The organism is Acetobacter senegalensis (genome assembly GCF_001499615.1).
In the GTDB taxonomy this organism is placed as follows: domain Bacteria; phylum Pseudomonadota; class Alphaproteobacteria; order Acetobacterales; family Acetobacteraceae; genus Acetobacter; species Acetobacter senegalensis.
In genome coordinates, this window is record NZ_LN606600.1 from 1,241,053 (window position 1) to 1,263,090 (window position 22,038).

At 51.2% G+C, this 22,038-nt stretch carries 17 protein-coding genes and 2 pseudogenes; 5 read left to right on the plus strand and 14 right to left on the minus strand.

Features of this window, described 5'->3' with window-relative positions; all coding sequences use genetic code 11:
• Positions 1–61 precede the first annotated feature (61 nt).
• On the minus strand, positions 62–2,527 hold the full coding sequence (locus ASN_RS05525; protein WP_231948399.1) for a TonB-dependent receptor: 2,466 nt from the start codon (positions 2,525–2,527) through the stop codon (positions 62–64).
• A 527-nt stretch (positions 2,528–3,054) separates the two neighbouring features.
• Between ASN_RS05525 and ASN_RS05535 the strand changes: the two genes are divergently transcribed.
• From ASN_RS05535 to ASN_RS05545, 3 genes are all read left to right on the plus strand, one after another.
• Positions 3,055–4,392, plus strand: coding sequence for an MFS transporter (locus tag ASN_RS05535; protein WP_058987453.1), 1,338 nt, complete (start codon positions 3,055–3,057; stop codon positions 4,390–4,392).
• A gap of 76 nt (positions 4,393–4,468) precedes the next feature.
• Positions 4,469–6,856 carry a beta-glucosidase family protein gene (locus ASN_RS05540; protein ID WP_058987454.1) on the plus strand — a complete coding sequence of 796 codons (2,388 nt, stop codon included), beginning with the start codon at positions 4,469–4,471 and terminating at the stop codon, positions 6,854–6,856.
• Between the two features lie 301 nt (positions 6,857–7,157).
• Entirely contained in the window at positions 7,158–8,267 is a 1,110-nt protein-coding gene (locus ASN_RS05545; RefSeq protein WP_058987455.1) for an S-(hydroxymethyl)glutathione dehydrogenase/class III alcohol dehydrogenase, read from the plus strand.
• A gap of 595 nt (positions 8,268–8,862) precedes the next feature.
• Here the strand turns inward: ASN_RS05545 and ASN_RS19880 are convergent.
• Positions 8,863–9,180: a hypothetical protein gene (locus ASN_RS19880; RefSeq protein WP_167541297.1), complete on the minus strand. Its 318-nt coding sequence runs from the start codon at positions 9,178–9,180 to the stop codon at positions 8,863–8,865.
• A 72-nt stretch (positions 9,181–9,252) separates the two neighbouring features.
• Between ASN_RS19880 and ASN_RS05555 the strand changes: the two are divergent.
• Positions 9,253–9,681 (plus strand): annotated as a pseudogene (locus ASN_RS05555) (IS481 family transposase); the annotation flags it as partial.
• A 76-nt stretch (positions 9,682–9,757) separates the two neighbouring features.
• A pseudogene (locus ASN_RS20615) lies at positions 9,758–9,976 on the plus strand (IS110 family transposase); the annotation flags it as partial.
• Here ASN_RS20615 and ASN_RS20500 read toward each other — a convergent pair.
• The 12 genes from ASN_RS20500 to ASN_RS05610 form a co-directional block, all read right to left on the minus strand.
• Positions 9,923–10,207 carry a transposase gene (locus tag ASN_RS20500; protein WP_167541271.1) on the minus strand — a complete coding sequence of 95 codons (285 nt, stop codon included), beginning with the start codon at positions 10,205–10,207 and terminating at the stop codon, positions 9,923–9,925. The pseudogene ASN_RS20615 and the gene ASN_RS20500 sit on opposite strands and share 54 nt — an antisense overlap.
• A gap of 88 nt (positions 10,208–10,295) precedes the next feature.
• Positions 10,296–10,442 carry a hypothetical protein gene (locus ASN_RS19550; protein ID WP_157765118.1) on the minus strand — a complete coding sequence of 49 codons (147 nt, stop codon included), beginning with the start codon at positions 10,440–10,442 and terminating at the stop codon, positions 10,296–10,298.
• Positions 10,443–10,665: 223 nt separating this feature from the next.
• Positions 10,666–11,778, minus strand: a complete 1,113-nt coding sequence (locus ASN_RS05565) for a carbohydrate kinase (RefSeq protein WP_058987459.1) — start codon at positions 11,776–11,778, stop codon at positions 10,666–10,668.
• A gap of 77 nt (positions 11,779–11,855) precedes the next feature.
• On the minus strand, positions 11,856–12,599 hold the full coding sequence (locus ASN_RS05570) for a class II aldolase/adducin family protein (RefSeq protein ID WP_058987460.1): 744 nt from the start codon (positions 12,597–12,599) through the stop codon (positions 11,856–11,858).
• A gap of 44 nt (positions 12,600–12,643) precedes the next feature.
• Positions 12,644–13,588 carry an isopenicillin N synthase family dioxygenase gene (locus tag ASN_RS05575; RefSeq protein ID WP_058987461.1) on the minus strand — a complete coding sequence of 315 codons (945 nt, stop codon included), beginning with the start codon at positions 13,586–13,588 and terminating at the stop codon, positions 12,644–12,646.
• Between the two features lie 3 nt (positions 13,589–13,591).
• Positions 13,592–16,039, minus strand: coding sequence for a TonB-dependent receptor (locus tag ASN_RS05580; RefSeq protein WP_058987462.1), 2,448 nt, complete (start codon positions 16,037–16,039; stop codon positions 13,592–13,594).
• A gap of 67 nt (positions 16,040–16,106) precedes the next feature.
• Positions 16,107–16,937 carry a TauD/TfdA dioxygenase family protein gene (locus ASN_RS05585; protein WP_058987463.1) on the minus strand — a complete coding sequence of 277 codons (831 nt, stop codon included), beginning with the start codon at positions 16,935–16,937 and terminating at the stop codon, positions 16,107–16,109.
• A 327-nt stretch (positions 16,938–17,264) separates the two neighbouring features.
• Entirely contained in the window at positions 17,265–18,059 is a 795-nt protein-coding gene (locus ASN_RS05590; RefSeq protein ID WP_099048289.1) for an ABC transporter permease, read from the minus strand.
• Positions 18,056–18,892, minus strand: coding sequence for an ABC transporter permease (locus ASN_RS05595; protein ID WP_058987465.1), 837 nt, complete (start codon positions 18,890–18,892; stop codon positions 18,056–18,058). The genes ASN_RS05590 and ASN_RS05595 overlap by 4 nt, the downstream gene beginning before the upstream one ends.
• Entirely contained in the window at positions 18,889–19,944 is a 1,056-nt protein-coding gene (locus ASN_RS05600; protein ID WP_058987466.1) for an ABC transporter ATP-binding protein, read from the minus strand. The genes ASN_RS05595 and ASN_RS05600 overlap by 4 nt, the downstream gene beginning before the upstream one ends.
• 32 nt (positions 19,945–19,976) lie before the next feature.
• The gene (locus tag ASN_RS05605; RefSeq protein WP_058987467.1) at positions 19,977–21,005 is read right to left on the minus strand and encodes an extracellular solute-binding protein; all 1,029 of its coding nucleotides are present in this window, start codon (positions 21,003–21,005) and stop codon (positions 19,977–19,979) included.
• Positions 21,002–21,997 (minus strand): isopenicillin N synthase family dioxygenase, encoded by a 996-nt coding sequence (locus tag ASN_RS05610; protein ID WP_058989147.1) that lies wholly within the window; start codon positions 21,995–21,997, stop codon positions 21,002–21,004. The genes ASN_RS05605 and ASN_RS05610 overlap by 4 nt, the downstream gene beginning before the upstream one ends.
• Positions 21,998–22,038 lie beyond the last annotated feature (41 nt).

Sequence of the window (22,038 nt, forward strand, 5' to 3'; positions counted from 1 at the left end):
GCTCCGAAAAGAGAGTGCCTTGTATTGATATAAAAGAACGGGCTTTCCCGCTGCGCTGCTATCAGAATGACATCCGGATAGAGCCGAAATATTGACGTGGGGCCCCCACAAAGAACGACTGATAGTCACCATACATAGCGTTTCCATTTTCGCCACTGACAGAAATATATTTCTGATTTGCCAGGTTATAGACATTGAAGTCGATCGACAGGTCTTCTGGCAGGCTGCTATGGGTCAGCTTCCTGATGGTTTTACCCATCATCCAGCGCACACCCGCGTTTTCGACCCAATATGAGGGCACTTTAAGGTCACCGGTATAACTGTAGTTCCGCTTTCCCATATAGGTGGCATCAAAATGTGTGGTAAAATCTCCTATCGTATAGACAACATTCGCCTTGTACATAAAACGAGGATAGTTGACGATCTGTTGGCCTTTTATATGGTATGTGACCCCATTTTCAGAAATATTGCTACCATAGGTGGCATGATTGTAGCTGACGTTGCTGCTGATACTCAGTCCTTTGAGGGGGCGCACAACCAATCCGGCGTCAACTCCATTCATTGCGATACTGCCCACGTTTGCAACACTGCTAACCGGATTGACGATGGTGCCCGCCGTAATCTGCTGCAACCGATTCGAGAAGTCTGAACGATAAGCAAATACCGTACCGCTGACCCATGGGCTATTGTAACGATAACCAACGGAATACGTCCAATTTGTTTCTGGCTTAATAGTATTTTTTATTTTCTCGTACTGTTCGCCCGTAAGAGCGAAAGGGGATGCTCCCTGTTTGTAGGCTGCCATTGGAAGAGTTTTCATATTTTCCGCAATATCGAAATAGAGCTCATGATCGCGGAGAAAACGCCAGTCGCCACTGATATGCGGTAAAAACGGCCTGGAGGAAGTAACGCTGCCGACGGCCAAAGAGTCTGTGCCAGTATAAGAGACCATATTGGCTGTTTGGCCAGCCCGCACTGTTTGCAGGATGGATTTAAAACCAACATGCAGAGAAACGTTCTTTAGAGGATGGTAAGTGTCTTGAAGGTAGGCGGTAAAGCTATTTGAGTTGAACTGCATACCCCAGAAGGTTGCATAAGGACTGGGCAGAGATCCGACCGGATTGACGGGTTTTCCCTGGCCGAGCAGGGGTTCTTCATAGGCATTTCTATCAACGTTGACACTGAAGTTCTCATACCAAACGCCGGCACTGATGTCATTTTTGGCAACGGTATAATTCAGAGAAGATGTAAATCCGAAACGCTTTTGTTGCGTAACCGTGATCTGCTCTGCCAGCGGCGCCCCATTGGGAGAGGTACTGTATGGACTTGTATAGCTACCACGTCCATACTGGCCATGCCCGTAAACGGTGCCCTTCCAGTGCAGACGGTCTGCCAATTCGAAGTCGTATGTAGTACCTCCAATATAGTTACGTGATGTCGTAGATGCCGCGTAGTAGGAGGCATCGGTTTTATCGACGATGTTACTGTAAGATGACGGGAAAATGCCCAAAGCAGCCTGATAGGCTTTCTGATACCCATTTGGAGTACCAATGAAATTATCAAGGTAGTAACCGCCATTTTTCAAGCTGTCGAAAGACATATCCTGATAGTCGATATATTCAAAATCACTATAGTTAAAGAAGGTAGACAGACTGCTGTGTTCACCAATGGGGTCAACAAGTTTGAAGTTAACCTGCTGCATGAATTGGTGACCGCCGCCTTTCCACCTTTTGGTATCGTTACGCATGTAGGAGACATAGAATCTGTCGCCTCTTTTGGTCAGATCCCCGCTGTCTCCACGGACATAGGTATGAAATAGACTATTGCTGCCGAAGGTCTGACCGATGGTCGCTTTACGTACATGTCCTGGATCGCTGCCAATAAACTGAAGGGAGCCACCTAGGTTATTGGTGGCCGCGATGGACTCTGCCCCTGCCCCGAGTGAGACATCCATGCGCTCAAGGTTTTCGCTGGTGATGGCCTGAGCTGAGTTCAAACCATTGAACGAGTGGAACTCCTGGTCACCAATAGGAATACCTTCAACGGTCATACCAATTTGGTCTTGCTGAAAGCCGTGCATATAAAGCATGCTCGTCCATTGCCCCAAGCCCTGAGGGTCAGAACTCTGGAACATGACACCGGGATGTTGGGACAGCGCCTTAAGTGGGTTGGTACCCGGAACTGCACGATGAATCTCAGCGGAGGAGACAACGTCCTGCACACCAACGACACGACGCTTACCGCTAACATGCAGGTCTTCCGATGAATTATTGACAACGGCTACCTTGCGGTTTTTGCTACGACCGGCAATTCTGCCACCCACCTGTGTAGACTGCTTTTTGGCGACCGGTGCATGCTGGTGGTTGCTTTTAAGCGCATAGAGGGGTTCTGGTTTATCTGCTGCGTACAGAGCGCCTCCTCCGCCAGAAAGTAAGGTTGTTGAGAGAACTGCCGACAGGAATCCAGCGTTCCGGTATGCCATTCCAAAGATCTCCATCCTTGATAAGTGAGTAGATAATCCGATCAAGCTCTGCTTCCCGATAATCTCGTCGGCACATGTATTCAAAACCAGCACCCTGTCATTGCTTCCCGAGATTAGGGAGATACGCTGCCTCACTGGAGTAACCGTATGCGCTCAATAACAGGTCATGTTGTATCTTTCTCGCAATGATTTTCTTTTGATACTCCAGTTCGGATATTCCGATGACCGAGCAGAAATTAAGTATAGGCGTTCCTGAGGTATTAATTTTGTTTTTCATTTTTAGATATTAGTTTTTTTCGTGTCGATTCCATTATAGGATGGACAGAGGATGTTAATCGTTACGGGATGCGTTGCACATGCACAGACGAACAGAAAAATATCCCATCTATTTAACAGATGAAACGAAAATATTATTATAATATATAACTATGAAAAAGTGTATTCAGAAAGATATATGTCCGCTATTTTTCCATTAATACCTATACGAAAACCGTAATGTCTGACCTATCCCGTTCATCCCCATCAGCAATTCTGCCTAACAGTTGTCAGGCCGCAACCATGACAGATCTCTCATGAAAACTTCTGATAATGACCTTTCTATAAAAGAAAAAATTGCTTATGGGTGTGGTGATCTTTCATCTAACCTTTTATGGGGGCTGACGTCCACATATCTGATGTATTATTATACGGATATTTATCGACTTCCCGTTGCTTCTGTTGCTTGGATATTGCTCATTGCCCGCGTTTTTGATGCACTTTGTGACCCACTGATCGGAATTTTTATGGATAGAAAGGGCGGGCTTATTGTACCCCGTCTTCTGACTTACCTGTCCATACCGTTTGGAGTAGCAGGATTCCTTTGTTTTCTTCCCCTTCCGCTTCCTGGAAATGGAAAAGTTATCTGGGCAGGCGCCACATATATTCTTTTTGGTGCCGTATATTCTTGTATCAATACACCATATGGGGCTATGGCCACCATGATTTCACAAACCAGTAAAGGAAGAATCGACTTAAATTCCTTCAGGATGATCGGCTGTCAGGTCGGTAAATTTTGCGTCGCTTTCCTCACCATACCAGCCGTCGAATGGCTTGGTGGAGAGGGGACGTTATCACAGCGGCAATTCGGATTTGTGGCTTTTGTTTTTCTGTTGTGCTGTGCAGGTAGTATTCTGTGGTTTGTTGTTGTTAAAACCTGTATTGTGCGCTTTCCACCGCAGGCTGCAACTTATTCTTTTCGTTACATTCTGAAATCTCTAATAAAAAACAGAAGTTGGCATTTATGTAATGCATTGGTTTTTGTTCAATTTATTTGTCTGTCAGCATTTTCCGGTTTCATCTTCTATTATGCAAAATGCAATCTTGGAAGGTCAGAATCTGTCGCAAGTCTGACATTGACAATTGGTGTCTTGTCAGGACTTTTAGGTGCAATGTTGTGCCCATTTTTTACTGAACGACTTGGCTTTTTCAGAACTGGCCTTGCGCTCTCTGTCCTGCAGGGTATTGCCTATATTCTAATTTTTCTTTCGAAATCCTCTTTAGTAGAATTTGCTGGTTCTCTTATTGTTTTGACCTTTGCTCAAGGAGTTTTGTCACCATTATATTATGTCTTGCTTGCAAAAGCAGTTGACTACAGTCATGCAGACGATCATGTCGATCTGGCTGGTATATCTTACGCCTTAAATACTCTTGTGACAAAAATTGCTGGGGGAATAACTGGATTTATTCTTTCTCTATTTCTTTCTTTTGGACATTATGATGCAAACCAGTCATCCCCTACGGGAGACATCGCATTGTGGGTTTTGGCGGGCTTTGTTTGGCTTCCTCTGACGTGTGTCGCTATACAATTTATTTTATTTCTCCTGTACAGCTCTACAGATGACGGACCGAGGATAAAGAGCGCAGCAGGCTAGTCTGACATCAGGGCTTATAAATGAGGATAGCGTTCACATATCCTCTCGTTTTCCTTCTCAGATACTTAGGATCATCATGAACACAAGCGCCATGCCTTCTTCTTACGACGTTGACTCATTAGTCAGCCAAATGACGATAGACGAAAAAATCGATATGATTGGCGGCTTCAATATGTGGAAAACCAGGCCCATAGAGCGGCTGGGCCTGCCGAGTATCACCATGACCGATGGTACTTATGGTGTACGATATTCGGTTAAGCAAATTGATAAAAACGAGCGTGGCGGCGAAAATCTTGATTCGTTTCTGGGCGTGGTCAACAGAAAAGCTGATGATGTTCAAACAGCATGGGGCCAAATGAAACCGGCAACTTGTTTCCCCAATGGGTCAAGCCTGGCATGTTCGTGGGATACCGATTTGGCGACCCAGTTAGGGGAAGCCTTAGGAAAGGAGTGTAGAAACCTAGGAGTACATCTTCTACTAGGGCCTGGCATTAACATAAGAAGAACACCGCTTGCGGGTCGTGCCTATGAATATTACTCTGAAGACCCTGTTCTTTCTGCCGATCTGGCAGCAGCTGTGATCAATGGTATACAAAAATACGGTGTTGGCACGTCTCTGAAACATTTTGTCTGCAATGATTCAGAGGTTGAACGTACGACCATGGATTCCATCGTAGAAGAACGAGCATTACGGGAGATTTACCTTCTCGCCTTTGAAAGAGCTATCGCCAAATCGAACCCGTGGTCGGTTATGACGTCCTATAACCGAGTAAACGGGGAGCAAACGGCCCAAAGCGCACACTTAATCAATGGTGTCCTGCGCAATGACTGGGGCTATTCGGGCACGGTTATTGCGGACTGGCATGGTATTAAGGACCGGGGGGCATCCATTCTAGCTGGTAACGATCTGGATATGCCTGAAAGCCCTATTCGTAAAGCAGATCTCAAACGCGATCTGGCGGATGGTCGCGTTAATCTGAGTGCTCTGGATACAGCGTGTGCAAATGTCATACGCCTTGTCCTTCGCTGCCATGCCTCTAAAATGAATAATGTTCAATACACAGAGCAACAACATCATGTACTCAGTCGGAAATTCGCCGAAGAGTCCATCGTGTTGCTGAAAAACGACAATAAATGCCTCCCTCTTTCTGCTGAAAGACTGAGAAAAGTTGTTATCCTTGGGAAGGAAGCTCTTGAGCCCGTTATTCAGGGGTCAGGTTGCGCAACGACTACGCCGACACAGGTTGACATTCCGTTCGATGAAATCAGCTCCTACTGCTCTTCGGAGACACAGGTAGTCTGGTTGCTCGGTACAGCGCCTGAACCCAAAGCATGCGTGCAGCTTAAATCTGAGGCGCTTACTGCCTGTCTGGATGCTGATATTGTTATCTTATTCGCAGCCCCGCCTGTCGGTTACGATGGCGAAGGTTCTGACAGGAGCGATCTGAATCTGGCTCCCGGATACGATGATCTGATTACCACGCTTGGGCAGGCTGAACGTCCTTACAAACTCATAGTCATTCTTTCGAACCCCGATGCTGTTGCTATGCCCTGGGTGGAACATGTTGACGCCGTGCTGGACACTTTTTTCAGTGGTCAGGGCATGGGGCGTGCGGTTGCAAACATCCTTTTTGGCAAAACCGTACCATCAGGAAAGCTGACGACCACCTTTCCTGTGAAGAAGGAAGACATCCCTGGTTACTTGTCTTATCCAGGCGAAAACGGACGACACTATTACAGTGAAGGGTGTTTTGTGGGCTACAGGTATTTTGATGCACGAGATAGCCAACCCCTTTTTCCCTTTGGATTTGGGCTAAGTTACACAACTTTTGAATATAGTGATTTGATCCTAAGCAAAAACGAAATTCTTCCACTTCAGGGTCTGGATATCAGCTTTAACATTACAAATACGGGCCTCTATGAAGGAAAAGAAATTGCTCAGGTTTATCTTCGTGGGGAAAAGTGCCGCCTGAAACGGTGTAAGCGTGATTTGCGCGGATTTTGCAAAATCTCTCTCAAACCGGGAGAAACAAAACGCGTAACCATTACTTTGGAGAGTCGTGATTTTGAGGTTTACGATACGGAAAGACAGAAATGGCTTCTGGATAATGGGACTTTGTGGGTTGATGTGGGCGCCTCTTCCAGAGACATCCGGCTAAGCCAACGCCTAAAATGCATACCTGGTGTCAATTATGCTCGAAAAATGACTTTTGATTTGCAGCCTGTTTTTGTTTTCGAAAATCCAGTTGCCGTGAAAATCTTGTCTCGTTACATGATGGAGCAATTAAACGTTGATAAAGAGGCATGTCTGCAGATTCTTGAGCATGGCCGCAACTCATTCATCGGTATTTTTGCGACACTGGAACGCAGATTACAAATAGATATTCCATCTGACACTCGTCAGGAACTGGTTGATCAGATTAATGCTGAGATGAACGAAGTTGAAAAAAAGGCATATTCTTAAAAACATTCTTCTGTTCAGCTTTAAGAAGAATTATCGACCAGTTACGTTTTCTATTTGATATATGGAGGGTTTCTTTAATGCTACTGATTGCGATTCAACAATATGACATGTTGTGGTGATAGGAAGTGAGACTAAAAGTTGATGACCAATCTTGCGCTGAGCCTCTGGGCAACGAATTCGTTGAATGCGCTGTCGGCAGGGGCACTATAGTCTGGTCCACTAAGGACGTCGTCTCATTCAATCTTACTTTCTTTAAATAGTATATTGACTATTCCGAACTGCAAGATACCGGGGAAATATTATGAAGTCGCGTGCTGCTGTTGCTTTTGAGGCCGGTAAACCTCTTGAAATTGTTGAAATTGACGTTGCTCCGCCCCGCTCAGGTGAAGTGCTGGTCCGAATTACCCACACTGGAGTGTGCCACACGGATGCCTTCACTCTGTCTGGCGATGATCCGGAAGGACTTTTTCCAGCAGTGCTTGGACACGAAGGAGCTGGGATTGTTGTAGAAGTGGGGGAAGGTGTGACAAGCGTGGTGCCAGGTGATCACGTTATTCCCCTTTACACGGCAGAATGTGGCGAGTGCCTGTTCTGTAAATCCGGAAAGACCAATCTTTGTATTTCTGTTCGCACAACGCAGGGCAAAGGTGTCATGCCCGACGGCACATCGCGTTTTTCTTACAATGGACAACCCATTTATCATTACATGGGTTGCTCTACCTTTAGTGAATACACGGTTGTGGCTGAAGTTTCCCTTGCCAAGATTAATCCGGCCTCTAATCCTGAACATGTTTGTCTGCTGGGATGTGGTGTGACAACCGGTATCGGCGCGGTACATAACACGGCTAAAGTACAATCTGGCGATACGGTTGCAGTCTTTGGGCTTGGGGGAATTGGGCTCGCCGTCATACAGGGAGCAAGACAGGCAAAGGCAGGGCGCATCTTTGCGATCGACACTAACCCGGAAAAGTTCGAACTGGCAGAAGCCTTTGGAGCAACTGATTTTCTTAACCCAAAAGATTACGAGCAACCTATCCAGCAAGTACTGGTTGAATTAACTGGTTGGGGCATTGACCATACGTTTGAATGCATCGGCAATGTTTCTGTCATGCGTGCCGCGCTGGAAGCTGCTCATCGCGGTTGGGGGCAGTCAATTGTTATTGGAGTTGCGGGAGCTGGAAAGGAAATTTCTACCCGCCCGTTTCAACTTGTCACCGGTCGATCATGGCGAGGCACGGCATTTGGCGGCGTAAAGGGGCGAACACAGTTACCTGGAATGGTCGAAGACGCAATGCGCGGTGACATTCAGCTAGCACCTTTTGTAACCCATACGATGCCGCTTAAAGACATCAATGCAGCTTTTACCCTCATGCATGAAGGTAAATCGATCCGCTCAGTCATTCACTACTGAGTGTGATATGTGATAGTTTTTCGAAAAAGATTAGTTACAATTTCCCTCTTTACTCCTTCGATCCAACCGGTTAACGATTTTGCAAGCTTGCAAGTTCGATTTTCAGTCTCCTATAGTTTTAATGCTCTTCCTCACGAAATAGCCCAACAACTCTTGATGGAGGTAGCCTCAATAGGCTGCCTCCATCTAAACAGAGCCATTGTTTTCCTTTCTGACACTTTGTGTTACTTCTCCCCTAAAATACAATCTTGCAGTCTGCCAGAGGCATTCAGACTGCAACCCGCAGTCCGTCCTCCTTGACTGAAACTAGGCCTGTCTGAGAGCCGCCGAGACCTGTTCGGGATCACAAAAACGAGGATAGGGCGGTGATTGGCTGGGTAGCAATGCAGTCGTCGCAAGGTCTCGTCCTTTCACTCCTTCTGCGCTGAAGAATATGCTATAAACGTCCGGTCAAACAGACTAACCACTTCGATACAGCAGCTTTTGCCAGTCTGAGCCGAACTCACCTTGAAATCGGCAAAAGCCTCTTCCTGAAAGGCACATCCTCGCAGAGGTGGATGAACGTCCAGCTTTAGTGTCGATGCCAGCATGGGCTTCAGACGTCGGTACACTGCCAGTTCGTAAAGCGAGTCAAACTCATGACCGTCCTGCTCAAGCTTTTTTTCCACTGGTAGATGCGGATAGCACTGGTGCACAGCCTCACGAAAGGCCGCCCATGTGCCCTCCCCTGATTGCCAGTTTTTTTGCGCAGATTCCAGGCCTTCCGCCCAAGATCTACCAATATAAACCCATGGACACCGACGCCAACACGGGATGAAAGCTCAGCATAGAGATCTATATCCCGGCGCGGGAAAAGACCTGTCCCGGCGGGCATCGGAAACTGAAGAGGGTCGAAGCGATAGTCAGCCGTCATGAGGGAGTATCCTAGGTGTTTAGTCCCGTGGTTTGATGGTGTGGTATTTTCACGCGAGTGGAAGGACGCATTATGGGACAGATACGTCATGGCAGCGCCACGACCACGCACGCGGTGCGAGCGGCAATACAGCGATCGCAGGCTTCGCTCTCGGCGTTGAGCGAGGAGTTAGGGATCAATCCAAAAACGGTGGCGAAATGGCGAAAGCGTCAGACTGTCGAGGATCAGAAGGCCGGTCCCAAAGAGCCGCGTTCAACAGTTCTGTCCGAGACGGACGAAGCGATGGTCGTGGCTTTCCGGCGGCATACTTTACTGCCGCTGGACGATTGCCTTTATGCATTGCAGGCCACCATCCCGTATCTGACACGCTCAGCACTGCATCGCTGTCTTCAGCGTCACGGGATTTCACGCCTGCCTGATGTCGAAGGGGACAAGCCGAAACGGCAGCACTTCAAGCGCTATCCGATTGGTTTTTTCCATATCGATATTGCTGAAGTCCAGATGGGGTGAACAACCTCGCTGCGGCATCAATGTGCCATGATGGAGGTTCACTGACCATCAGAAGGAGACCGCCCGGATGAAAGCTAAGCATGTTGGCCTTGATATTGCCAAATCTGTTTTTCAGGCTCATGGAACTGATGCGAATGGAAAGAGCGTTTTCAAATGCAAGCTTGGTCGCAGTAAAGTTTCAGCATTTTTTGCAAAACTTGGCCCATTTGAAGTTGTTCTGGAAGCCTGCGGGTCAGCTCATTACTGGGCACGGGTGATCAGCAGGGTTGGTCATGATGTCAGGCTCGGCATCAATGATGGCCAGCAGCCAGACCCGTTCAGGTCTGGTTTTCGAGGGACGATGCCCGCCCGTGCCGGCGCAGCACCGATCCCTGACGCGTCTTGCGCGCTGCACCGATTTGATCGCTGAAGCATCACTCACGCCGAAGCGCCGCGCCGCTGCCCGGCAACTCATGCCGTCTTTCTCCACCGCATCAATTACACGGTCTCGTAAACCCTGCGAGTAGGCTTTCGGCATGAAGGCTGCCCTCCTTCACCAGTCTTCATCCTGAAGCACATCATACGCCCTTTGGGAATCATATGATTCAAGCTATTCGCAGCGCGCTCTAGACCAGAACGAAGTCCACCGTTTCGGGAGCCTGACAGGCTTCTTTCCAGCCAATAACGTCCAGCTCCAGCATCAGTCGACCAAAGGCGTCGATCCACACGCGGAGCATGGCGCCGCCGCCGGATTTGATCACAAGACGTGTCACATTGCGGGTCTTTCAGCTTTTTATATCGGAAATCCTGCTTCACGGAGGCGCGGAACGCCCTTGGTGCAAGGTTAAAAGCCGGTACAGGCTACCGGCCCACACACCAGCCACAAAACAGGTCTTTCAGTAGGACATGTGCACTGGTGGTCATGATGCAATGGAGATCGCCAGATTTCCGACACTCGAAACGCCATAAAAATAATCGGTGAACCGCATCCTGAATTCAGTGCGGCATGAGGTCTTCAACATAGCTGCGCGTCAGAAGAGGATGCACGTTACTGTGCGTTGTCGCCGTCAAAGCCGCCATCCCTATCCCAAAACGACAGGCCTCCGTAAGACTGTCTCCCAATAGCAGGGAAGACAGTGTCCCGGCCACCAACGCGTCAGCCGCTCCCGTGACATCCGCGACCACTCCAACCGGAACCGCCAGCCGGTGCGTGCTCTCAGATGTCGTGACTGTCAGTGATCCGGGACCATGGAAACACACCACAGCGCGCGAATTACGCTCATCCGGTTCCTGATCACGTCCCCGTTTTCTGTTCCCCCGTGACACCAGCTTCAGCTCTGACTTCAGCACAGCGGCGTCTCTGTCGGTGGTGAACAGCAGATCTATCCCATCCAGAAGACCGCGAAGTTTCTGCGCCTTATGCGCGGAAACCGTTCCTATCGCCAGACGGAAACGGTTGTCCGCCCGCTGCCCGCTTAGCCAAGCGAGAACCTCCGTGGGAAGATTGCAGTCGGCGAAAACCCAGTTCGCGGAGACAATGGTCGGCCAGCATGCCCTGAGTGTGTCCACACTGACAGTTTCGAAGATCTCAGCATTGACGATGCCAACGGCCAGATCATTGTCCTCCTGCAGCACGGCCACATATTCCGCTGTCGCGGCGCCATGCTGGGTCTGTACCCCGGAAACATCCACCCCCGCGTTGCGGAGATATTCGACCAACATCTGACCGTCCTCATCATCCCCCACAACCGAAACCAGATTGGTGTTCGTCCCGAGCCGGGCGAGATTTTCGGAGACGTTCCTGGCCACGCCGCCAAATGTCGAACTTCCCGAAGCTGGATTGGACGTGCCGCCGATCATGGGGCCGGCAAGCCTGTATTTCCGGTCGATCGCGGCTCCGCCGATGCACACGATTCGCTCCGATCTGGCAAGAACATACGCCCTGCCGAGCAGGAATCCCTTGCGGGTTAGCTGCGCGATGTAGGTCGCCACGGTGGGGCGCGCCAGACCACAATGTTCCGCCAGATCCTGCTGTGAAATAAACGGGTTACGCTCGATGCAATCGAGAATCAGTTTTTCCTGATCGTTTAATACCTTGTCCGATGTCATCGTATTCCTCTGATTACGAACGATCCTGAATCATCGTATTGTGTAACACAAGACCGCTTTTCAGCCGTCTTTACTCTTCACTGGCGATAATCAGGCATGTCGTTCTCAATCAGCCGCAATGCAGAGTTCCATGCAAGTTCCTCCCAGTCCGCCGGCTCCTCTGGGTTGGAAATGTTTCCGGTCAGTTCCATAATCTCTTTTTCTGGATAGAGCAGCTCCGCGCCACCTGACTGAGCCGCGATCTGGATCTGGCATGCCCGCTCCAGCGTATATATCCGGTTGAAGGCCTCGGCCGCAGTCCGCCCCACGACCAGAAGACCATGATTGCGCAGGACGAGCCCCTTGTTCTGGCCGATATCCGCAATCAGCCGCGCGCGCTCCGGCAATGTCAGGGCAAACCCCTCATAACCATGATAGCCAATGCGGTCGTAGAACATCAGAGCTTGCTGGCTTAGCGGCAGCAACCCCTGTTTCTGACATGACACCGCTGCGCCATCACGGCTATGCGTATGGATAACGAAACGCACCTCCGGTCGTGCGGCATGAATCGCGGAGTGAATGTTGAAGCCGGCCGGATTGACCAGCGCGTCACTATCAACCGCATGACCTGTCTCATCCACTTCCACCAGATCGGAGACACAAATTTCGTGAAACAACGCGCCATAGCGATTGATCAGGAAACGCCCCGGCCTGCCTGGAATGCGTGCGCTCACATGCGTATAAATCAGATCGGTCAGCCGGAAATGAGCCAGCAGCCTGTAAATTGCCGCCAGTTCCTCGCGCACTTTCTTTTCGTCGCCGCTTTGGAGGGTGCTGGTCATGAAACGCTCCTGTTGTATAGCCGGGGCGGGGAACCTGCCCCCAGTCAGCCGTTTGCCTGCCGGGTCTTGAGCGCAATGTAATCGGCATACGTGATCGGCGGGCAAAGCGCCTCTCCTCCTTCGCCAAGAAACGGCTCAAGGCAGTTGATCACCGTATCCGCACGCGGATTGAGAAAAAAGGGAATGGACTGACGCCGCGAACCACGCCCTGCTTTTGCTGGCGGGTTCACCACGCGATGCGGCGTGGAACGCCACACACCGTTGGTCCAGCGCATGAAAGCATCCCCTATATTGATGATGAACGCCCCTTCAACAGCTGGTGCGTCGATCCAAGCGCCACCGCGCCCCTGAACCTGAAGGCCGCCCGGCGTGTCCTCAGAACGCAGGATGGTGAGGAAACCATAATCCGTATGTGCCCCAGCCCGTACCTGCCCCTCCGCCAGAGGCTGAGGCTGCTCGGGATAGTTGATGACCCGCAGAGCAGAGAGATGACCCGCAAAATCCTCTTCGAAACAGTCACGAGGCAAACCGATCGCCAGACAGAAGATCTCCCGCATGGTTTTGCTGAGCGTCTCCATCGCAGCGAAATATGTAATGAAAGCCTCCCTCAGCGCCGCACTGCCCGCAGGCCAGCGTCCTCCTGGAAGACCAGCGCCGTAATTCAGACTTTCCTTATAATCTCCCGGTCCAATGACACCCTGCGTTCCAGCTAGAGCCTCTCTCTCTAGCGGAAGAAAAACCAGTCCACCCATCTCGTCACCCGCATCGTGGGCAAGAGATTTCACGGAGTCCGGCAGATCGAAAAACCGCCTTGCCTCGTCATAGAGAGTCCGTTGAATCCCTTCGGAAACACTATGACCCGTTACAAGAAAGAATCCGATTTCCCTGCAGGCTGCATCAACGCGGTCCGCAATCGCACGCTCCGCCCCCGTATCTCCGGAGATCCAGGACGCGATGTCTATGACAGGAATACTCTCTACCGCGGTCATCGGTCAGAAACCGGTTGACCAGCTTGCGATCGCGGCAAAACCCGCTCCTGCAAGGTAGGTTGGCTGACCGGACGCGGCGATAGCTGTCCCGCGAACGCCTGTTGTTGCACGAGCATTGTTCTGCACGGAATAAACCCCGCCGAGATAATGGTTGTTTGCCAGATTCACCAAATTGAGCTGGATCGTTGGAGACTTTGCAGGGCCGATCGAAGAAAAACGATAGCCAAGAGTCATGTTAGATGTCACGTATCCCGGCATTTTCTGGTCGGCCATGAATGTCGAATACTGCGACGACACATAATGCATGCTGATGTTGCCGAAGAAATGACCGTCGTCATAATCAAGTGCGGCATTGACCATGACATGCGGAGATCGGACAGCCGTCTTGCCTGCTGTCGGCAGCAGATCGCCGCTTGACGTCACCATGTCATTGTCCGTGGTAGCATGAAGATACTCGGCCGATACATATGGACGAAGATGATGCCACGGACGAAAGCCAATTTGGGCATCAAGACCGCGTGTCGTCTGTCCGCCTGCATTGATATACTGGGAGACCTGCGCCCCGTTCTGAACAATTGTCGTGCTGACCTGCCTGTTGGTGAAATTATAATTGAACAGAGTCAGAGAGGCGTTCAGCAAAGGCCCCTGGTAGCGATAGCCAAGTTCCTCGACAATGGAATATTCAGGCTTCAGCAGTGTATCGCCCTGCTGCACCTTCTTTCCTGTTGTCATGCTGTAGACATCGAACAACTGCGATGAACTTGGGGTCAGAAAATTGGTCCCGACATTGACGTAAAGCTGGTGTTCCTTATTGAAATTATAGCGCATCGCCAGTGTCGGTAGAGGAATGGCATAATGGACATTCCGGTTATAGACCGCGCCAGGCATTTGGTTGTAGCCACGCATCGTATACATGACTTCCTTGAAACCGCCTTCGATCTGCAGCTTGTCATTCAGGAAGCTGGCGCGGTCTCCGACATACAGTCCGTTCACCTGTCCAAGGGTCAGCGTGTTCGAAGACTGATACAATGGGCCATTGTTCAGGCGGAGCAGTCCGCTGGACGCCCATGTGTTCGCCGGCATTCCGCTCTGACTAATATAGCCTACATGCCCGATAGTCGAGGCATTATTATACTCGTACCAGTAACCCAGCGTCAGCTTATGCGCTCCAAGAGTATAATTGAGCGATAGATTGGCGCCGGTACGATACTGATCATACACATTTGGCGTATACATGACGGTATTTTGCGAAGATGTACCTGTACCGTTGCCAAGCGGCAGGGTGACGTTCGTGACCTGCTGGTTTCCCGAATATAGATTCGAGCCGTTAAGAAGAGCCGCTCCCGGCGATGCTCCTCCTCCATGAAAGAAATAAGGTGTTGCCACAAGTTCAAGACGATGACTGAGTTTTATATGCTGCGGTGCACTCACAGCAACGTTATCGAACATACTCTGATGCACACCCCAGTATGTGGTGGTGCCCGGAGTAAATCGCGCGTCATAGGTCCATTTGGTCCCGTATTGCTGCCACTGCCCAAGCGTCGGCCAGCGATCCAGCATGAAAGTCTGATGATTCCACGCCACAGAGAAGGCGGATTTGCTGCCATTCTCCCAGTCTTTTACAAGCTTAAAATCAATATGATGACGGTCGTTGAAACCCGGACCGTGCCAGACGTCGGAATGGGAATGCGAGAATGAGAAAAATCCGCGGAGACCGGTATTGCCTATATCCCCGGATTCAAGGCGCAGAAACTGATTGTTATATTTGTAGGAACCATAACCAATGTTTACAAAGCCGCCCGCCTTGTGGGACGGGTCGCGGAATACCATATCCACCACGCCACCCGCTGCACCGAATGTCGGAATATCAAAATCGACCGAGCCCGGCGTCAGAGCAATGGAGGTCAGGTTGGCGCTGTCCACGATCTCGTTGGGATACACCGCGCCGTTGTTGAATGGCATCCCATCCAGTAGCCAGCCGATCTCGCCAATATCAAGACCGCGGACAGTCATACGCCCAACGGAAAATCCGAACGGATCACCCATTGTCACATTCGCGCCCGGCTGCATCTGTAAAAGCTGTTCTGGATTGGCTGTCGCAGGCTGTTTGGCAATATAGTCCTGTGTCACGAACTGCCGCGCCCTAGGGGACGAGTCATTCACCATAAGTCCGCCACCCGCAGCCGTGCGGGTTACACCGTTCGGCAGAACAAAGGCATGCACAACCACATCCTCCTGTGTCGCATGTGGCTGAGGCGTGGCGCGTACGGGCGCCGGAACGAAAGCCTTGCCCGCCGGTGGGGTGGCAGATGTGGAAGGGGAGGGGGGAAGTCCCAGCTTCTCGGCATGCCCGCCAGCGGAATGAAGTCCATGATGCACGGTACGACCACAGGCGGGTGTTATCAGAACCGTGGAGGCTACAAGAACAGCAGCATAATTTTGCGTTTTCACTTTGCCTCTCTTTCGTTTCTTTACCGTAACAATATGAGTAAAAGCAGCCCGTGCCTCCCCCGCTCATTCAGACAGGACGTTCACCTTTCACAGTCGTTCTGTGCATCAGTCGTCGCTCGTTGATTTTGTCATATTCCGTGGCGCGATGGACCATTGTTCGGTTGTCCCACACCACCAGATCCCCCGGTTTCCACACATGCACATAGCGGTATGCGGGATCGACGGTGAATTCCATCAGCTCATCCATCAGCGCAAGTCCCGCCTCATCCGTCATTCCGATCGGAACAGACGTGTTTGGACCGAGATACAGAGCCCTGCGTCCCGTATCAGGATGCGTGCGAACCATCGGATGAATGACATCAGGCATGCGGCGCAGCTCTTCCTCAGTCAGAGCGCGCGCATTCTTTCTTGTCGTATGCAGCCTTTTGTAGCTGTGGCAGACCAGCATGCCATCAAGTTCAGGTTTCCGTGCCGCCGGCAGGCGGTCATAGGCCAGAGCTGCGCTGGCGAACTCGGTGTTACCACCACTGGTTGGCGTTTCTACCGCATAGAGAAACGTAAACGCCGTCGGATGCTCAAGAAAACTCAGGTCTGTATGCCAGGCAAACCCATCATTGGGATTGCCAAGAGGTTTCCCATCTTCAACGATATTAGAAATCACGTAAACATCCGGATTGTCCGGATGCTGGAACTCTCCCCGAACGCCATATTCGACTTTCCCGAACCTTTCCGCGAAGGACACCAGATCCGCCGGTGTGAGCAGTTGATCGCGAATGACCCCCACACCCGACTGTATTATCGCAGAACGGAGGGCGGGGAAATCCGTATCAGGAATCGTCCGGAGGTCGAGATCCTCGATAAAAATTCCAAACTCATCAGAGGTAGAACGAATTTTCATGGATTTGTTTCCTGAAACCGATGACGGATCGTAATATATAAATCCCGAGTCGTTCAACGGATATTTTGTTTCTAATCCTTTGTTGAGATACCTCTTCGTGGTCGATATCTGTAGGAATATCATTTTATATTAAAGAGTTATTGTTAAATTGACGATCAGAATCAGGATTCATGAAATCTGGATATGGTTATAATTTAAAAAAATCTGCATGTCATTGCGTTTATGTAACGGGATACATGGTATGAAATTAGGATGAAACTCCACGATTCGCGATCAGATCCGCAATAAAACAAAAGCGAAGTCTGTCGTGCCTTCAGCGAAAGCTGGCTATTTCTCTTTTTCGTCAAGACTGGTCGGAAGAATGAATTTCTCCATAACGAAAACAAGAAAAGTCGTTACTGCTACGGTTACTGTAGAAACGGCTGCGGCTTCCGGTGTGAAATTCAGACGCAGATAATCAAAAAGCTGGATGGGCAATGTCGCCGTCCCGATGTCTTTCAGGAGAAATGATGTCGAGAACGAATCGAATGATGCAATGAAAGCAAACAGACATCCGTTCATGATCCCGGGAAGGATCAGTGGAAAGGTCACTCTTCTGAAGGCCCTGACCGGAGATGCGCCCAGACTGCGAGCAGCCATTTCCCATGACCAGTCGAATCCACGTAGCGCGTTTGATACATTAATGTAGATAAAGGGAAGCGTGATAAGCACATGTCCGAAGACCAGTGCGATGGAGTACCTTACGCCCAGCCCTGTTGCATAGAAAAAGAACAGCAGTCCTATCGCAGACAGAACTTCCGGCAGAATGAGAGGCAGTGTCAATGCCAGCCGTACCGCTCCGGACACAGAAGGCGTGCTTCTGGCCGCATAAAGCGCCGCCATTGTCGAAATAATACCTGATACCCCAGTCGCGATCAAAGCCACGTAGAGCGACGTCTCTATCGCATCCAGAAAAACCCTATTGTGAAAAAACGTATTATACCAACGAAATGACAGGCCCTGTGGTGGAAATGTCAGAAATGCCCCTGCATTGAAGGATGCGATAACAACCACCAGGGTCGGTGCGAGCAGAAAGCCGTAAATCAGCCACGCCAGCACGGTGATCACCCATTTTCCACTCATAGACGATTCCATTTCATGGGCCAGAGCTTCAGAAAAATGACCAGAATGGCGATCGCGCACGCACTCAGAATTAAAGCCTGCGCCGCTCCGGCCGGCCAGAGGAAGGCGTCCAGCAATGTATTGACCACCGTCATCGGCAGAGTCTTTACGCGCATCCCGCCAATAAGCATCGGTGTCACGTAAGAGCTGACAGATAAAATGAAAACAAGAATGCAGCCTGACTGAACTCCCGGTCCGCTGAGCGGTAGTATGACACGCCGGAACACGCTTACCCTGGATGCTCCGAGACTTCTGGCGGCCAGAACCAGAGCCGGATCGGCCGTTCTTAGCGTATCGGCAATCGGAATGATCATGAAAGGAAGAAAAATATGGGTCAACGCAACAATGATCCCGAATTCATTATACATCAGCGGAATCACGGACTTTGTCAGTCCCAGAGAACGCGTCGCGCGATTGAGAACCCCGTTATTACCAAGCAGGATTGTCCATCCGTAAGACCGGACAACAATCCCGACAAGAAGAGGAGAAATCACCATCGCCTGCTGAATCGCTCTGGCTCGCCCGCTAGCATGCGTCAGAGACCAGGCAACGATATATCCGAGGGGAAGCGTTGCTGACGTCGTGCAAAAGCCTATCCATAATGTCACTGCGATCTGGTGAAGCAGATAATCATTTGTCAGAACATCCCGATAGTTTCTCAATGTAAATCCCGGAGCGTACGGAGCCGTGGCGCTGGAAGGATGCAGGCTGATAAACCCTATGTCCAGATAGGGAACAACCAGAAAAATCGTGAGAACCAGACCGGCTGGCAGGAGCAGCAGAGAGCGTTTCATAGGGGCGCCTTGCCCGGCTCCACGGGCCATAGCCATCCGTCCCGCAGTGCAAGTCCGGCCATATCGCCCAGCCCGAAAGCCGGTGGGCCAGAAAGCTGAATGTCCACCTCTGTGCCATCGGGAACGCAGGCGCGATACTCCGTCAGATGACCGCCATACTGCCGGAACGTGATCTGGGCCGGTATTGTATCCTCCGTTCCGGGGGGCAGAAGGCTGATCTGTTCAGGCCTAAGCATCCCGATGAAGGGTCCTGACACAGACCGCGCATCAGGATGCACTTTCATCGTGCCAAGGCAGGGCTGAGCAAATCCGCCAGCCGCCGGATCAGCTTTCAGCAGATTGGCCCGCCCGATAAAACGGGCAATATCGGCGGTCACGGGCTGCTCATACAGTGTGAGAGGCGGAGCCATCTGCACGACACGCCCTTCCGACATGACGACAATCTGATCTGAAATCGCCATCGCCTCGCTCTGGTCATGCGTGACGAAAAGAGTGGTGATGCCAACACGCTGCTGGAGTTCACGAATAAAAAAACACATTTCAGATCGGAGCGTCGAATCGAGATTTGCCAGTGGCTCATCAAGCAATAGAATGCGGGGTTCGATCACAAGAGCCCGGGCCAGCGCCACACGCTGCTGCTGCCCCCCACTGAGCTGTTTCGGAAAACGATCGGCCCGCCCGTCAAGGCGTACGAGATCAAGAGCCCGTGCAACTCTGGTCCGGATATCATTCTTTGAAATCCGGCGCATTTCGAGGCCAAAAGCCACATTTTGCGCCACCGTCATATGGGGAAACAGCGCATAGGACTGAAAAACCATACCGATGTCGCGTCGTTCCGGCGGAAGCCCGGCAACATCTTCACCATCGAAAAGAATACGCCCGCTGTCACAGCGGTCAAATCCCGCAATCAGGCGAAGTGTCGTGGATTTTCCGCAACCGGACGGCCCGAGCAGAGAAACGAATGAAGCATGCTCAACCGTCAGAGACACCGAGTCCAGTGCAATAGCGGTGCCAAAATTGCGGGAAAGACCATCAAGAGTAACAACTGTCATACAATCCTCTTTCCCAGAGCAGGGGATGCCTGTCAGCCAAAAACATGTGACCAGCGTGCATCAAGTGTCGCGGCATTTTCATTCGCCCAGTGCCAATCGGTTGAGATGATGCTGGCCATGTGGTCTCCGGTTACGGGCACATCCTTCGCCAGAGAAGGCGGAATTTTCACGGCGCGGCTGACTGGTGACACAAAGAAGGTCTCCGCCAGCATCAGCTGAATTTCCGGTTCAAAGATAAAATCCAGATAGCGGTAGGCCAGCGTTCTGGAGCGAGCCTGTGCGCAGATCGTGAAAGTCTGATCCCACATCAGCATCCCTTCCTGCGGCATCACGCAGTCGACCGGAAGACCCTGCCTCCGCAGGCGTGCAATTTCACCAAAATCGAAAGGCGCAACGACGATCTCGCCGGTGCCCATCATCGTAGACATGTTAAAATCGGTCTGTAGAACCGGACCAAGACGGACCAGTGCGCTGAATGCCCCGTCCATATCCTCCGGACCCTTGCCAAAAAGACGCCCGGCAAGACACACAAACGCCTTTCCGACACTGTTTTGAACGTTATAAAGGCCGATGCGCCCCCTGAACTCCGGATTAGTCCACAGATCGCGCCAGCAAGAAGGAGGGGTCTTCACCAGATCCGTACGATACCCTATCCCGATCGGGGAAATCATTGCTGTCAGCGCCATCCCATGTTCGGCATAGGCGACATCATAAAGATTACACGCGTGCGGCAGAAGGTCCATATCGAGTTTTTCAAAATTCCCGCCTGTGCATAACGGTTCAACAAAAATATCGTTCATCATCAGAACCGAATAGTCCGTGCCGCCGGGTCCGGCGGCACGAAGTGCGGAACTGAACGTGCGACCGAACCCGACATCAAGGCTGACAGAAGCCCCGGTTCGCGCCACAAAACGCGGCACGATCTGCTCACGCCAGAATGTCTCCCAGCTTCCGCCATAGGTTGTGATGATAAGACTGTTGTCCTGTGCCCGGCCTGTACGGGGCGCAAACAGGGCGGATGCGGCCGTCGTCAGCAGTCCACGGCGACCAAGATCCTTCATGGAGACGGAGAGTTTCGATAGTTGTAGTTCCTGTCGAGTCGTTCCATCAGATAATCCCCCCACCGGACAGGCGGCATCCGGGGCGTCTCACCAGCCTGAAGCAGACTGGAAGGACACTCGATCACGCTGTCCATAGACGGATCAAAGAAGAACGGCTGCGAAAACCGCCGGTTGCCCGAGCGGTTGATGACCCGGTGCGGCGTCGAGGCAAAACGCCCATTCGACCAACGTGACAGAATATCGCCGACATTCATGACAAAGGTCCCCGGGATCGGCGGTGCCGGAATCCAGTCACCATTTTTGGCCTGCACTTCCAGACCGCCACTGTTATCCTGTGCCAGAATGGTAATGAATCCATAATCCGTATGCGGAGCCGCCCCAATGCCGGCATCCTCTGTTACCGGCCCCTGATGCGGATAGTGCAGCAGACGCAGAAAAAGCGTCGGACGATCAAAGTGCGGCAGGAACCATGTCGGCAGAAGCCCGAGAGCTTCCGCTAGAGCAACCGCCATGTCCCGGCCAAGAGCTGATAGAGCGGCCATATAGTCCAGTGCAATCGTGCGGAGTTCCGGAAACTCCTCCGGCCAGCAGTTCGCGCCCTGTAACGGATCGCCACGCAGAAAAGCTGGATCGGCCTGGGCCAGTTCATGCATAATCATAAGAGAATCACTGCGGTTCGGGCGCGTGACCTCCGCCACGGACGATGTACGGAGTGTCGAGCTTCTGGCTGGAATATAGCCACGATGAAATCGGTTGATGAGAAGTCTGTCCTTCGCCTCCTGCGGCAGATCGTGGAAACGAACGACCGCGTCACGCATCCGTTCGACCAGTTCATCGTCGATGCCATGGTTCGATAGATAGATGAAGCCAACCGTCTCAAGCGTATGCCGCAGCTTTTCAATCGTCACCCCGCGCAGATCATGCGTACAGGTACCACGCAGCGCGGACACATTGAGCACGGGAATTTCAGCAACGCTGTTTTTTTGTTGCATTGTTGGTCCCAACATATGATGTTTCGACAATAAATTTGTTT